Source organism: Salinifilum aidingensis (assembly GCF_054782015.1).
The window spans coordinates 202122-216089 of record NZ_BAAGTH010000010.1; the positions used below are offsets into that span (position 1 = coordinate 202122).

13 protein-coding genes are annotated in these 13968 nt (G+C 72.9%); 12 read left to right on the forward strand and 1 reads right to left on the reverse strand.

Features of this window, described 5'->3' with window-relative positions:
• Positions 1 to 12 precede the first annotated feature (12 nt).
• From pyrR to pyrF, 7 genes are read left to right on the forward strand one after another with little or no spacing between them, the layout of a single operon-like run.
• Positions 13 to 600 (forward strand): bifunctional pyr operon transcriptional regulator/uracil phosphoribosyltransferase PyrR, encoded by a 588-nt coding sequence (gene pyrR, locus ACYVJE_RS15250; protein ID WP_461144971.1) that lies wholly within the window; start codon positions 13 to 15, stop codon positions 598 to 600.
• On the forward strand, positions 600 to 1532 hold the full coding sequence (locus ACYVJE_RS15255) for an aspartate carbamoyltransferase catalytic subunit (RefSeq protein WP_459156520.1): 933 nt from the start codon (positions 600 to 602) through the stop codon (positions 1530 to 1532). Before pyrR ends, ACYVJE_RS15255 begins: the two co-directional genes overlap by 1 nt.
• Positions 1529 to 2845, forward strand: coding sequence for a dihydroorotase (locus ACYVJE_RS15260; protein WP_461144972.1), 1317 nt, complete (start codon positions 1529 to 1531; stop codon positions 2843 to 2845). Before ACYVJE_RS15255 ends, ACYVJE_RS15260 begins: the two co-directional genes overlap by 4 nt.
• On the forward strand, positions 2845 to 3405 hold the full coding sequence (locus ACYVJE_RS15265) for a PH-like domain-containing protein (protein WP_461144973.1): 561 nt from the start codon (positions 2845 to 2847) through the stop codon (positions 3403 to 3405). The genes ACYVJE_RS15260 and ACYVJE_RS15265 overlap by 1 nt, the downstream gene beginning before the upstream one ends.
• Positions 3402 to 4523 (forward strand): glutamine-hydrolyzing carbamoyl-phosphate synthase small subunit, encoded by a 1122-nt coding sequence (gene carA / locus ACYVJE_RS15270; protein ID WP_459156517.1) that lies wholly within the window; start codon positions 3402 to 3404, stop codon positions 4521 to 4523. Before ACYVJE_RS15265 ends, carA begins: the two co-directional genes overlap by 4 nt.
• The gene (carB, locus tag ACYVJE_RS15275; protein ID WP_461144974.1) at positions 4523 to 7876 is read left to right on the forward strand and encodes a carbamoyl-phosphate synthase large subunit; all 3354 of its coding nucleotides are present in this window, start codon (positions 4523 to 4525) and stop codon (positions 7874 to 7876) included. The genes carA and carB overlap by 1 nt, the downstream gene beginning before the upstream one ends.
• Positions 7873 to 8724, forward strand: coding sequence for an orotidine-5'-phosphate decarboxylase (gene pyrF, locus ACYVJE_RS15280; protein ID WP_459156515.1), 852 nt, complete (start codon positions 7873 to 7875; stop codon positions 8722 to 8724). The genes carB and pyrF overlap by 4 nt, the downstream gene beginning before the upstream one ends.
• An 82-nt stretch (positions 8725 to 8806) precedes the next feature.
• Here pyrF and ACYVJE_RS15285 read toward each other — a convergent pair whose 3' ends face one another.
• A complete protein-coding gene (locus ACYVJE_RS15285; RefSeq protein WP_459156514.1) occupies positions 8807 to 9298 on the reverse strand; it encodes a hypothetical protein in 492 nt (163 codons plus the stop codon).
• Positions 9299 to 10279: 981 nt separating this feature from the next.
• On the opposite strand from ACYVJE_RS15285, the gene mihF reads away from it, so the two are divergent.
• From mihF to metK, 5 genes are all read left to right on the forward strand, one after another.
• Positions 10280 to 10597, forward strand: coding sequence for an integration host factor, actinobacterial type (gene mihF, locus ACYVJE_RS15290; protein ID WP_459160032.1), 318 nt, complete (start codon positions 10280 to 10282; stop codon positions 10595 to 10597).
• Complete coding sequence (gmk, locus tag ACYVJE_RS15295; protein WP_459156513.1) at positions 10594 to 11196, forward strand: guanylate kinase; 603 nt, start codon at positions 10594 to 10596, stop codon at positions 11194 to 11196. The genes mihF and gmk overlap by 4 nt, the downstream gene beginning before the upstream one ends.
• Positions 11197 to 11541: 345 nt before the next feature.
• Positions 11542 to 11835 carry a DNA-directed RNA polymerase subunit omega gene (gene rpoZ, locus ACYVJE_RS15300; RefSeq protein ID WP_459156512.1) on the forward strand — a complete coding sequence of 98 codons (294 nt, stop codon included), beginning with the start codon at positions 11542 to 11544 and terminating at the stop codon, positions 11833 to 11835.
• Complete coding sequence (gene coaBC / locus ACYVJE_RS15305; protein WP_461144975.1) at positions 11832 to 13094, forward strand: bifunctional phosphopantothenoylcysteine decarboxylase/phosphopantothenate--cysteine ligase CoaBC; 1263 nt, start codon at positions 11832 to 11834, stop codon at positions 13092 to 13094. The genes rpoZ and coaBC overlap by 4 nt, the downstream gene beginning before the upstream one ends.
• 96 nt (positions 13095 to 13190) lie before the next feature.
• On the forward strand, positions 13191 to 13968 hold a 778-nt coding region (gene metK / locus ACYVJE_RS15310), incomplete at its 3' end, for a methionine adenosyltransferase (protein WP_461144985.1).

The window sequence follows — 13968 nt, forward strand, 5'->3', positions numbered from 1 at the left end:
GGAGGTCAGACCGTGGCGTCACGCCAGCAGGCGGGCGCGGCGGACCCGGTCGAGCAGCGGGAGCTGCTGGCGGCTGGTGACGTTGCGCGCACGATCGCCAGGATCGCGCACCAGATCATCGAGAAGACCGCGCTGGATTCCGAGGGCAGCGACGTCGTCCTGCTCGGCATCCCGACCCGCGGCACCCCGCTCGCGCACCGGCTCGCCGAGCGCATCGCCGAGTTCAGCGGTGTGCAGGTGCCCTCCGGTGCGCTCGACATCACGCTCTACCGCGACGACCTGCGGCGCAGGCCGAACCGACCGCTCGAACCGAGCACCGTGCCCGCCCGCGGGGTCGACGACGCGCTCGTCGTGCTCGTCGACGACGTCCTCTACTCCGGCAGGACCGTGCGCGCGGCGCTCGACGCCCTGCGCGACCAGGGACGTCCGCGCGTGGTGCAGCTGGCCGTGCTCGCCGACCGCGGGCACCGGGAGTTCCCCATCCGCGCGGACTACGTCGGCAAGAACCTGCCGACCGCCCGCCACGAGGACGTCGCCGTCCGCCTCGCCGAGGTGGACGGAACGGACTCGGTGCTGCTGAGGCGGGGTGAGAAGCGGTGATGCGCCACCTGCTGTCCGCGGCGGACCTGGACGCCGGCACCGCGACCGCCGTGCTGGACACCGCCGACAGCCTCAAGCGGACCCTGCTGGGCCGCGAGGTCCGCAAGCTGCCCACGCTGCGCGGGCGGACCGCGATCACGATGTTCTACGAGAACTCGACGCGCACCCGGGTCTCCTTCGAGCTCGCCGGCAAGTGGATGAGCGCCGACGTGGTCAACGTCTCCGCCGGCGGGTCCTCGGTCGGCAAGGGCGAGTCGCTGCGGGACACCGCGCTGACCCTGTCGGCGACCGGCGCCGACTGCGTCATCGCCCGGCACCCGTCCTCCGGGGCACCGCAGCGGCTGGCCGAGTGGCTCGACGGGACCGGCACCCAGGTGGTCAACGCCGGGGACGGCATGCACGAGCACCCCACCCAGGCCCTGCTGGACGCCGCGACCCTGCGCGAACGGCTCGGCGGCCTCGCCGGGCGGCGCGTGGGCATCGTCGGTGACCTGCTGCACAGCCGCGTGGCGCGGTCCAACGTGCACCTGCTGCGCACGCTCGGCGCCGAGGTGGTGCTCGTCGCACCGCCCACGCTCGCGCCCGCGGGCGTGGAATCCTGGGGAGCGCCGGTCGTCCACGAGCTCGACCCCGAGCTGCCGCGGCTCGACGCGGTGATGACGCTGCGGGTGCAGGCCGAGCGGATGCACGGCGGCTTCTTCCCGTCCGAGCGCGAGTTCTCCCTCGCCTACGGCATGAACGCGCGCCGCCTGGCGCGGCTGCCGGAGCACGCCGTGGTGCTGCACCCCGGACCGATGCTGCGCGGCATGGAGATCGCACCGGCGGTGGCGGACTCGCCGCGCGCCACCGTGACCGAACAGGTCCGCAACGGAGTGCACGTGCGGATGGCCGTGCTCTACCACCTGCTGGCCGGAGAGGAGACCACGGCATGACCCGGGTGCTGCTCACCGACGTCCGGCCCTACGGCGCGGGCGACCCGCAGGACGTGCTCATCGACGACGGCGTGATCGCCGAGATCGCACCGGGGATCACCGCCACCCCCGACGAGACGGTCGAGGCCGGGGGCGCGGTGCTGCTGCCCGGCTTCGTGGACCTGCACACGCACCTGCGCGAACCCGGCCGGGAGGACGCCGAGACCGTGGACAGCGGCGCCGCCGCGGCCGCCCTGGGCGGCTACACCGCGGTGTTCGCCATGGCCAACACCGACCCGGTGGCCGACAACGCGGTGGTGGTCGAGCACGTGTGGCGGCGCGGCCGGGAGGTCGGCCTGGTCGACGTGCACCCGGTCGGCGCGGTCACCCGCGGGCTGGCCGGCGAGAAGCTCGCCGAACTGGGCGGCATGGCCTCCTCGGCCGCCGGGGTGCGCGTGTTCTCCGACGACGGGCACTGCGTGCACGACCCGCTGGTCATGCGCCGCGCGCTGGAATACACCCGCGCCTTCGGCGGGGTGGTCGCCCAGCACGCCGAGGACCCGCGGCTGACCGCGGGCGCGCAGGCGCACGAGGGAGCCAACGCCGCCCGCCTGGGCCTGGCGGGCTGGCCCGCGCCGGCCGAGGAGTCCATCGTCGCCCGCGACTGCCTGCTGGCCGGGCACACCGGGGGCAGGCTGCACGTGTGCCACGTCTCCACCGCCGGCGCGGTCGAACTGCTGCGCTGGTGGAAGTCCCAGGACCGGCCGGGACGCGCCACCGCCGAGGTCACCCCGCACCACCTGCTGCTCACCGACGAGCGGCTGGCCACGTTCGACCCGGTGAACAAGGTGAACCCGCCGCTGCGCGAGGACGGCGACGTCACCGCGCTGCAGCGGGCGCTGGCCGACGGCACCGTCGACTGCGTGGCCACCGACCACGCGCCGCACGCCGAGCAGGACAAGGACAGCGAGTGGTCCGCGGCCCGACCGGGCATGCTCGGCCTGCAGACCGCCCTCGGGGTGGTGCTGCGGACGATGCAGCGCCCGGGGCTGCTCGACTGGCGCGGTGTGGCGCGCGTGCTCAGCGAACGTCCGGCGGAGATCGCCGGGCTGCCCGACCAGGGCCGGCCGATCGCGGTCGGCGAACCGGCGAACCTGGCCGTGGTCGACCCGGACGCCGAGTGGACGGTGCGGGGCGGTGAACTGGCCAGCACGGCGGTGAACACGCCGTACGAGGGCTGCACGCTGCCGGGACGCGTGCTGGCCACCGTGCTGCGCGGCCGCGTCACCGCGCACGAGGGCCGTGTCGCCGCGCAGAGCGGTGGGAGGTGCTGATGAGCCGCGCGCTGTGGGTGCTGGCGCTGGTCGCGCTGGCGGCGCTGTGCCTGTACGGCATGCGCCGGGGATGGCGGAACCGGGCGCGCGGGCAGGCGGCGGCGCTACCGCCGCTGCCGCAGCCGCCCGCGGAGCTCGGCGGGGAGCTGGTGACCGCGCTGAGCGGGCTGTACGTGGGCACGGTCCACGCCGGGGACTGGCAGGACCGCATCGCCGCGTCCGGCCTCGGGGTCCGCTCCTCGGCGGTCGCGCGGCTGCACGCCGCCGGGCTGCTGATCGAGCGCGAGGGCGCGGACGACGTGTGGATCCCGGCTGAGGCGATCTCCCGCGCCCGGGTGGACCACAAGCTGGCGAACAAGGTGGTGCCGGGGATCGGCCTGGTCGTGGTGACCTGGCGGCTCGGCGAGCACGAACTCGACACGGGTGTGCGCGGCGCGGACCGGGAGGCCCACCAGCGGTGGGCCGAGGCGGTCGACGTCCTCGCGCACCCGGAGCAGGCGGACGAGCAGACGGAGAACGGGCGGGCGGACGACCCGCTGCAGAAAGGTAAGGAAGCATGACCGCGCACGCGCCGGCCGCGCTGGCACTCGAGGACGGTCGGATCTTCCGTGGGCAGGCCTACGGCGCGGTGGGCAGCGCCCTCGGCGAAGTGGTGTTCACCACCGGGATGACCGGCTACCAGGAGACCCTGACCGACCCCTCCTACCACCGGCAGATCGTGGTGCAGACCGCACCGCAGATCGGCAACACCGGTTGGAACGACGAAGACGACGAATCACGGCGCATCTGGGTCGCCGGCTACGCCGTGCGCGACCCCGCGCGGCGCCCGTCGAACTGGCGCAGCACCCGCTCGCTGGAGGACGAGCTCGCGCGCCAGGGCGTGGTCGGCATCGCCGGGATCGACACGCGCACCCTGACGCGCCACGTGCGCGAGTTCGGCGCGATGCGCGGCGGCGTGTTCTCCGGGCCCGAGGTGGGCTCGGACGAGGAGATGCTGCGGCGGGTCACCGGCAGCACCGGCATGGTCGGCGCCGACCTGGCCGGTGACGTCACCACCGCCGAGCCCTACGTCGTGCCGGCGGCGGGCGAGGCCCGCTTCCGCGTGGCGGCGCTGGACCTGGGGATCAAGTCGAACACCCCGCGGATGATGGCCGAGCGCGGCATCGAGGTGCACGTGCTGCCCGCGGCCGCGACGCTGGAGGAGGTGCTGGCCACCGGCGCCGACGGGGTGTTCCTGTCCAACGGCCCGGGCGATCCGGCGACCACCGACCAGCAGGTCGAGCTGGCGCGGCGGGCCATCGACCGCGGACTGCCGCTGTTCGGGATCTGCTTCGGCAACCAGATCCTCGGCCGCGCGCTGGGCCGCGGTACCTACAAGCTGCCGTACGGCCACCGGGGCATCAACATCCCGGTGATCGACAACAGCACGGGCAAGGTCGCCATCACCGCGCAGAACCACGGCTTCGCCGTGGAGGGCGAGCCCGGTGAGGTCTTCGACAGCGACCTGGGCCGCGCGACGGTCAGCCACCACTGCGCCAACGACGGCGCGGTCGAGGGCCTGCGGATGCTCGACCGGCCCGCGTTCAGCGTGCAGTACCACCCCGAGGCGGCCGCCGGTCCGCACGACGCCGCCCCCCTGTTCGACGAGTTCGTGACGTTGATGAGTGAGGCCCGCTGATGCCGAAGAGGACGGATATCGAGCACGTGCTGGTCATCGGGTCGGGCCCGATCGTGATCGGCCAGGCGTGCGAGTTCGACTACTCCGGTACGCAGGCGTGCCGGGTGCTGCGCGGCGAGGGGATGCGGGTCTCGCTGGTGAACTCGAACCCGGCGACGATCATGACCGACCCGGAGTTCGCCGACGCGACCTACATCGAGCCGATCACCCCGGAGTCGGTGGAGAAGGTCATCGCCAGCGAGAAGGCGGCGGGGCGGCCGATCGACTGCCTGCTGGCCACGCTCGGCGGCCAGACGGCGCTGAACACGGCGATGCAGCTGCACGAGCGGGGGGTGCTCGCCTCCTACGGCGTCGAGCTCATCGGCGCGGACGTGGAGGCGATCCAGCGCGGTGAGGACCGCCAGCGGTTCAAGGACATCGTGCGCTCCATCGGCGGCGGCGTGCCGGAGAGCGCGGTGTGCCGGTCGATGGAGGAGGTGCGCGCCTTCGTCGAGGAGCACGACCTGCCGGTGGTCATCCGCCCCAGCTTCACCATGGGCGGCCTCGGCTCGGGGATGGCGCACACCCACGAGGAGCTCGAGCGGATGGCCTCGTTCGGGCTGTCCGAGTCCCCGGTGCACGAGGTGCTCATCGAGGAGAGCGTGCTCGGGTGGAAGGAGTACGAGCTCGAGCTGATGCGCGACCACGCCGACAACGTCGTCGTGGTCTGCTCCATCGAGAACGTCGACGCGATGGGCGTGCACACCGGCGACTCGGTGACCGTGGCGCCGTCGATGACGCTGACCGACCGCGAGTTCCAGAACATGCGCGACGTGGGCATGGCGGTGCTGCGCGAGGTCGGGGTGGACACCGGCGGGTGCAACATCCAGTTCGCCATCCACCCGCGCACCGGGCGCATGGTCGTCATCGAGATGAACCCGCGGGTGTCGCGCTCCTCGGCGCTGGCGTCGAAGGCCACGGGTTTCCCGATCGCCAAGATCGCCGCCAAGCTCGCCGTCGGCTACGCGCTGGACGAGATCAGCAACGACATCACCGGTGAAACGCCGGCGAGCTTCGAACCGACGCTGGACTACGTGGTGGTCAAGGTGCCGCGGTTCGCCTTCGAGAAGTTCCCCGGGGCGGACACGGAGCTGACCACGACGATGAAGAGCGTCGGCGAGGCCATGGCCGTCGGCCGCAGCTTCTCCGAGGCCATGGGCAAGGCGCTGCGGTCGATGGAGACCAAGGCCGCCGGCTTCTGGACCACCCCGGATCCCTCCGGCGCCACGCTCGAGTCCGCGCTGGACCAGCTGCGCACGCCGCACGACGGCCGGCTGTACACGGTGGAGCGCGCGCTGCGGCTGGGCGCGGGCGCGGAGGCCGTGCACCACGCCTCCGGCATCGACCCGTGGTTCGTCGACCAGATCGCAGCGTGGGTCGAGCTGCGCGGCGAGATCGTCGGGGCCCCCGTGCTGGACGACGACCTGCTGCGGCGGGCCAAGCGCGCCGGGCTGTCGGACCGCCAGATCGCCGCGCTGCGGCCGGAGCTCGCCGGTGAGGACGGGGTGCGCGCGCTGCGCCACCGGCTCGCCATCCGCCCGGTGTACAAGACGGTGGACACCTGCGCCGCCGAGTTCGCCGCCCGCACGCCGTACCACTACTCGGCCTACGAGTCCGACCCGGCGGCTGAATCGGAGGTCGCCGAGCAGCGCGAGCGGCCCAAGGTGATCATCCTCGGGTCGGGGCCGAACCGCATCGGGCAGGGCATCGAGTTCGACTACTCCTGCGTGCACGCCGCCATGGCGCTGCGCGAGGCCCCGGACAACTCCGGCCGCGGCTACGAGACGGTCATGGTCAACTGCAACCCGGAGACCGTCTCCACCGACTACGACACGGCCGACCGGCTCTACTTCGAACCGCTGACCTTCGAGGACGTGCTCGAGGTGGTGCACGCCGAGCAGGCCTCCGGCACGGTCGCCGGCGTCATCGTCCAGCTCGGCGGGCAGACCCCGCTGGGCCTGGCCGAGCGGCTCGCCGCGGAGGGGGTGCCGATCGTCGGCACGCCGCCGGAGGCGATCAACCTGGCCGAGGACCGGGGCGCGTTCGGCGACGTGCTGGCCGGCGCTGGCCTGCCCGCGCCGAAGTACGGCACCGCCACCAGCTACGAGGGCGCCAAGCGCATCGCCGACGAGATCGGCTACCCGGTGCTGGTGCGCCCGTCCTACGTGCTCGGCGGGCGCGGCATGGAGATCGTCTACGACGAGCACTCGCTGTCCGACTACATCTCGCGCGCGGCCGAGGTCAGCCCCGAGTACCCGGTGCTGGTCGACCGGTTCCTCGACGACGCCATCGAGATCGACGTGGACGCGCTCTGCGACGGCACCGACGTCTACCTCGGCGGCGTGATGGAGCACATCGAGGAGGCCGGGGTGCACTCCGGCGACTCGGCCTGCGCGCTGCCGCCGATCACGCTGGGGCGGCAGGACATCGAGAAGGTGCGGGCCTCCACCGAGGCGCTGGCCCGCGGCATCGGCGTGCACGGGCTGCTGAACGTGCAGTACGCGCTCAAGGACGACATGCTGTTCGTCCTCGAGGCCAACCCGCGCGCCTCCCGCACCGTCCCCTTCGTCTCCAAGGCCACCGGTGCCTCGCTGGCCAAGGCGGCCTCGCGCATCATGCTCGGCGCCAAGATCGCCGAGCTGCGCGCGGAGGGCATCCTGCCCTCGGTCGGAGACGGGGCGGACGCCCCGGTGGACGCGCCGGTGGCCGTCAAGGAGGCGGTGCTGCCGTTCCACCGGTTCCGCACCCGCGAGGGCTACGGCGTGGACTCGCTGCTCGGGCCGGAGATGAAGTCCACCGGCGAGGTCATGGGCCTGGACGTGTCCTTCGGCGAGGCCTTCGCCAAGTCGCAGACCGGTGCCTACGGCTCGCTCCCCGTCTCGGGGCGGGCGTTCGTGTCCGTGGCGAACAAGGACAAGCGCGCGCTGATCTTCCCGGTGAAGCGCCTGGCCGACCTCGGCTTCGAGGTCCTGGCCACGCGCGGCACCGCGGAAGTGCTGTGGCGCAACGGGATCCCGGCCACGGTCGTGGGCAAGCACACCGAGGCCGGCGGGGGCGAGCGCGACATCGTGGCGATGGTCAAGGCCGGCGAGATCGACCTGATCATCAACACCCCGTACGGCAACCCGGGGCCGCGCGTCGACGGCTACGAGATCCGCACGGCGGCGGTGTCCCGCGACGTCCCCTGCGTGACCACGGTTCAGGGAGCCTCGGCCGCGGTGCAGGGCATCGAGGCCGGGATCAGTGGCACGATCGGCGTGCGAACCGTGCAGGACTTGCAGTCGACGCTGCGGCAGGGTGGTGAGCACCGGTGACAGCAGCTGGTGTGCGGGCCGGTTTCGGCCAGCGGTTGACCGAGGCGACCAGCGCGCGGGGGCCGCTGTGCGTCGGGATCGACCCGCACCCGTCCCTGCTGCACGCGTGGGGCCTGGAGGAAACGCCCGCGGGGATCGAGCGCTTCGCCATGGCAGCCGTGGAGGCGATGGGCGAGGAAGTCGCGGTCTTCAAGCCCCAGGCCGCGTTCTTCGAGGGCCACGGTTCGGCGGGCACGGCGGTGCTCGAACGGGTCGTGGCCGCCGCCAAGGAGGCGGGTGCGCTGGTGCTGCTGGACGTCAAGCGCGGCGACATCGGCTCCACCATGACCGCCTACGCCAAGGCCTACCTGGAGGAGAACGCGCCGCTGGCGGCCGACGCGGTGACCGTGTCGCCGTACCTGGGCTTCGGCTCGCTGGCGCCGGCGCTGGGCATCGCCGAGCAGACCGGCCGGGGCGTGTTCGTGCTGGCCCGCACGTCGAACCCGGAGGGCGCGACGCTGCAGCGGGCGCAGCAGGAGTCCGGCCGCGGAGTGGCGCAGTCGATCGTGGACGCCGCGGCCGAGGTCAACGCCGAGGCGCGCCCGATGGGGCACGTCGGGGCGGTCGTCGGGGCGACGATCCGTTCCTCGGAGCTGGACCTGTCGCACCTCAACGGGCCGATCCTGGCGCCGGGGCTCGGTGCCCAGGGCGGCACGGCGCAGAGCCTGCGGGCCGTCTTCGGGCCGGCGCTGCCGCGGGTGCTCCCGGCCACGGCGCGGGAGGTGCTCCGGCACGGGCCCGACCCGCAGAAGTTGCGCGCGGCCGCGGGACGGCTCAACGAGGAGCTCGCCGGGGTGCTGACCCGGTAGCCGCCGGCGCAGCGCTCGCCGGTCCGGTGGGCCCGCCGTTGCGGGAGGGCCCACCGGAGTCGGCGGAGGGTGACCGGCGGGGTCACCGGGCGGGGGAGCGCAGGCGGCGCAGCCCCTGTGCGGCCACGATCAGCAGCAGCAGGGTGGAGATCGCGCACAGCGCGAGCAGCACGTGCTGCGCGGTGTTGTCGTAGCGCTCCGGTGACAGGTAGGTCGTCGGAGCGGTGCAGCGGATGTCCGCCCCGCCGTCGAACCACGCGTGCCCCGTGCGCGGCGGGGTCGGACTGCTCAGGCTGAACGAGTCCGGGGTCGTGCCGACGCGGAGGCTGCGCGGCATGCCCCGGTCGGGAGCGACGTGGCAGTGCACCGGCGGTTCGCGGTTGCTCACGAGCCCGAAGGGCTGCCCGCGGTGGAGCTCCACCCGGGCGGTGTGGGTGATCGCGATGCTGTTGCTGCCGAGGAGGTGCGAGGCGATCGCGCCTTCCGTGGAGACGAGGAACACCACGAACGTCGCCATCCAGCTCAGCAGGCACAGCAGGACCCAACGCACGAGCCGCGGCGTTTTTCTGGTCATCCGCGACATATCGGAACGGGTGGGTTGGGAAGTCACGATCAATTCCTATCAAACACGGCCGGAAGCGACCTGGGATCACCGGAATGTCCCGCGTTCGCGGCGGGTCGACCGGTCCCGCAGGTTCGTCCGGAAATCTGTGCCGAAAATGCGGGTGCGGCCCGGTGCCGGATCCCGCACGTGGATAGTAGCAGGCGCAGCGCCGCCACGTACGGGTGTTTCCGTGCTGTGACCGGCGGGAATCCGGATCGTCCGCTTCGTGGCGTGACGTGTGCGATCCGCGCGGTGCGCGGGGAGCGGTGCCGCTCGCGCCCCGGCGGCGCGGGAGCCGCGCGGGATTCCCGGCGCGCTGGTCCGTCGGTTTTTCGGGAAAATCTTTTCGGGGTGGAATTGTCGGTGCGCCGCGGGTGCGGCGCGGAAGCGATTCAGGGTGTTCCGCAATTTCGGGGGTGCCGCGGTTTTCGCCGATTCGCGGTGCGCCGGAAGTCCGCGGTGCCGCTGGTGGGGTGGGCCCGGGTCGCCGCCCCGGGGGCGTCGGCCCCGGGGCGGTGCGGCAGCGGTGCTCGACGCGGCAGCGGTGCGGATGCCCCGTCGCCACCAGGGGTGTTCACGGGGCGAACGTGCTGTGTCCCCGGTTCGGGGGACGCGCGGGTGGGAGGTCTTGCTCACGTTGTGCTCGTGCGTATGCTGTGTCCGCCTGACCTGCGAGTACGCCGGTGTGCAGACCGAACCTCGCGCGCACTGCGCGAGAAACGGACACAACGGAAGAGTTTTGCTGAGGGTTAGTGCACTTCAGCGGCTTTGTTGGTAGTACTTGCAGCGGCCGTGGCGCCCGTGCAAGCCGTGTACGGGTGGTTGTCACGGACCGTGCGGCGGTTTGGTTGAATCGCGCCGGACAGACCGGGACCCCCGGTGGGGCCCGGCTGCGCGGGGTCGATACCGTCGCCGCACCGATCAAGAAAACCCCACATCACGGAGGACATGGTGGCCCTTCCCCAGCTGACCGAGGAGCAGCGGGCCGCAGCGCTGGAAAAGGCGGCTGCCGCCCGTCGCGCCCGAGCTGAGCTCAAGGAGCGCCTCAAGCGAGGCGGAACCAGCCTGGCGGAGGTCCTGGACACCGCGGACAACGACGAGGTCCTGGGCAAGATGAAGGTCTCCGCGCTGCTCGAAGCCCTTCCCGGCGTGGGCAAGGTCCGCGCGCAGCAGATCATGGAGCGGTTGGAGATCGCCAACAGCCGTCGGCTGCGGGGACTGGGTGAGCGGCAGCGCAAGGCCCTGCTCGCCGAGTTCACCGGCGAGTGAGCGACGCGGGAACCGGCGCTGAGCCGAGGCGCGCCCACCCGGGCGGGCCTCGGCTCACCGTCGTCTCCGGTCCGTCCGGCGTCGGGAAGTCCAGCGTGCTCGCCGAACTGCGGGCGAACGCCCCCGAGGTGTACTTCAGCGTCTCCGCGACCACCCGCCCGCAGCGGGAGGGCGAGCAGGAGGGCGTGCACTACCACTTCGTGGACACCGCCGAGTTCGAGCGGATGATCGCCGCCGGCGAGATGCTGGAGCACGCCCGCTACGCCGGCAACCTGTACGGAACGCCGCGCAAGCCCGTCGAGGCCGCGCTGGCCGCGGGGTACCCCGCCGTGCTGGAGATCGAGCTCCAGGGAGCCCGGCAGGTCCGGCAGGCGATGCCGGAGGCCCAGCTGGTCATGCTGCTGCCACCCTCGTGGGACGACCTGGTGCAGCGGCTGTCCGGCCGGGGCACGGAGGACCCCGAGGTGGTCGAGCGCCGCCTGGAGACCGCCCGGGCGGAACTGGCGGCTCGTGCGGAGTTCGACGCCTGCGTCGTCAACACCGAGCTGGGTTCCGCGACCCGGGAATTGCTAGGCTTGATTGCCGGCCCCGATCGGTGAAGCCCCGGCTGCCCAGCAGTCCCGAGTGCCGAGCAGCAGTACCGCGCCGAGCCCGCCGTCGCCGACAGGTCCGGTGCCGGCGCGACCCGGCTGACACGACTCGGCTGACGAGCCCGCCGGGAGCCCGCGAGCTCCCGGCGGGCCACCGGCGTCCGCGGGCGCGAGTCCGCTCGGCCCGGCGCCGCGGCACGGGTCGTTGCGGCCGGGTGGATACTGGACTGCGGTAGTCACCCGGGCTGCAGCAGCGACCGGGGTCGCAGCAGTGACCGGGCCCGATTCCGGCGCCACCGCCGCGCGGCACCGTCCGGTGCCGCTGCCCGACGTACGAGAGCAGGAGCCACCCACGTGAGCACCCCGAGCGCTCTGGCCGCGCTGAACAGCAGCCCGACCACCGACACCGCGGAAGGCATCACCTACCCGCCGATCGACGACCTGCTCGAGCAGGTCAGCTCCAAGTACGCGCTGGCGATCTTCGCCTCCCGCCGGGCGCGCCAGATCAACGACTACTACGCCCAGCTCGGCGAGGGCCTGCTGGAGTACGTGGGTCCGCTGGTCGAGCCGGGTCCGCGGGAGAAGCCGCTGTCGATCGCCCTGCGCGAGATCCACTCCGGCGTTCTCGAGCACACCGAGGGCGAATGACCGCCACCGAGTCCGAGCACCGGCCGCGCGTGGTGCTCGGGGTCAGCGGCGGCATCGCCGCCTTCAAGGCGTGCGAGGTGCTGCGTCGGTTGACCGAGACCGGTCACGACGTGCGGGCGGTGCCCACCGAGGCCGCCCTGCAGTTCGTCGGTGCGGCCACGTTCGAGGCCCTGTCCGGCCACCCCGTGGACACCGGCGTGTTCACCCGGGTCGACGAAGTGCAGCACGTCCGCCTGGGGCAGGAGGCCGACCTCGTGGTCGTCGTGCCCGCCACCGCGGACCTGCTGGCGCGCGCCGCGCACGGGCGGGCCGACGACCTGCTCACCTCCACGTTGCTCACCGCGCGGTGCCCGGTGCTGATGGTGCCCGCGATGCACACCGAGATGTGGGAGCACCCGGCCACCCGGGACAACGTGGCGCTGCTGCGCAGCCGCGGCGTGACCGTCGCCGAACCGGACCGCGGCCGGCTCACCGGGCCGGACAGCGGCAAGGGGCGGCTGCCGGAACCGGCGGAGATCGCCGATCTCGCCCGGCTGCTGCTGGCCGAACCGCGCGGGCTGCCGCGCGACCTCGACGGGCGGCGGGTCGTCGTCTCCGCGGGCGGCAACCGCGAGCCGCTGGACCCGGTGCGGTACCTGGGGAACCGCTCGTCCGGCCGCCAGGGCTACGCGCTGGCCAGGGTGGCCGCCCAGCGCGGGGCGGAGGTCACCCTCGTCGCCGCGCACACGGCCGACCTGCCGGACCCGGCGGGGGCGCGCATCGTGCGCGTCGGCACCGCCGAGGAGCTGCGCACCGTGATGCTGGCGGAGTCCGACGGGGCCGATGCCGTGGTCATGGCCGCTGCCGTGACCGACTTCCGGCCGGTCAACCGCACCGAGCACAAGGTGAAGAGGACCGACCGCGATCCGGATCCGGTGGAGCTGACCCGCAACCCGGACGTGCTGGCCGAGCTCGTCCGCGCCCGGCGGCAGGACGAGCTGCGCGCGGGCGTGATCGCCGGCTTCGCCGCCGAGACGGGGGACCCGAACACGACGGTGCTCGAGCACGGCCGCGCGAAGCTGGCCCGCAAGGGCTGCGATCTGCTCGTGGTCAACGCGGTCGGCGACGGGCGCGCCTTCGAGGTCGAGGACAACGACGGCTGGCTGCTCGCCGCCGACGGGACCGAGCACCCCATCCCGCACGGTGCGAAATCCCGGCTCGCCGCGTCCGTGTGGGATGCTGTGTCCGAGCAGCTGGACTTCCGGGGGCCCAGTGAGTGACGAAGCTAGGGGAGAGCCGTGAGCGAGCAGTCGAACCTGCGCGGCGGACGCAGGTTGTTCACCAGTGAGTCGGTGACCGAGGGTCACCCGGACAAGATGGCGGACGCGATCAGCGACTCCGTCCTCGACGAGTTGCTGCGCCACGACCCGCACTCGCGGGTGGCCGCCGAGACCATGATCACCACCGGCCAGGTGCAGGTCGCCGGTGAGATCACGACCGAGGCCTACGCCGACATCCCCGGGATCGTGCGCAGCACGCTGCTGGAGATCGGGTACGACTCCTCCGGCAAGGGCTTCGACGGCAACTCCTGCGGTGTGAACGTGGCCATCGACGCCCAGTCGCCGGACATCGCCCAGGGCGTGGAGAGCGGTTACGAGACGCGCGTCGAGGGCTCCGAGGACGAGCTCGAGAAGCAGGGCGCGGGCGACCAGGGCCTGATGTTCGGCTACGCCTGCAACGACACCGACGAGCTCATGCCGCTGCCGCTGGCCCTGTCGCACCGGCTCTCGCGGCGACTGGCCAAGGTCCGCAAGGACGGCGTGCTGCCGTACCTGCGCCCGGACGGCAAGACCCAGGTCACCGTCGAGTACGCCGGTGACCAGCCCGTGCGCCTGGACACGGTGGTGCTGTCGACCCAGCACGCGGCCGACGTCGACCTGCAGGGCACGCTCACCACCGACGTGCGCGAGCACGTGATCGCGCCGGAGGTCGACCGGCTGGGGCTGGACACCTCGGACGTGCGGCTGCTGGTCAACCCGACCGGTCGCTTCGTCGTGGGTGGTCCGATGGGTGACTGCGGCATCACGGGCCGCAAGATCATCGTGGACACCTACGGCGGTATGGCCCGGCACGGTGGCGGTGCCTTCTCGGGCA

What these genes read in the sequence shown, in the direction of transcription:
- ACYVJE_RS15285 (WP_459156514.1), bottom strand. Translation starts at nt 9,298, where the DNA reads ATGACCAGAAAAACGCCGCGGCTCGTGCGTTGGGTCCTGCTGTGCCTG.
- carA (WP_459156517.1), top strand. Translation starts at nt 3,402, where the DNA reads ATGACCGCGCACGCGCCGGCCGCGCTGGCACTCGAGGACGGTCGGATC.
- coaBC (WP_461144975.1), top strand. Translation starts at nt 11,832, where the DNA reads ATGACCGCCACCGAGTCCGAGCACCGGCCGCGCGTGGTGCTCGGGGTC.
- ACYVJE_RS15255 (WP_459156520.1), top strand. Translation starts at nt 600, where the DNA reads ATGCGCCACCTGCTGTCCGCGGCGGACCTGGACGCCGGCACCGCGACC.
- carB (WP_461144974.1), top strand. Translation starts at nt 4,523, where the DNA reads ATGCCGAAGAGGACGGATATCGAGCACGTGCTGGTCATCGGGTCGGGC.
- ACYVJE_RS15260 (WP_461144972.1), top strand. Translation starts at nt 1,529, where the DNA reads ATGACCCGGGTGCTGCTCACCGACGTCCGGCCCTACGGCGCGGGCGAC.
- ACYVJE_RS15265 (WP_461144973.1), top strand. Translation starts at nt 2,845, where the DNA reads ATGAGCCGCGCGCTGTGGGTGCTGGCGCTGGTCGCGCTGGCGGCGCTG.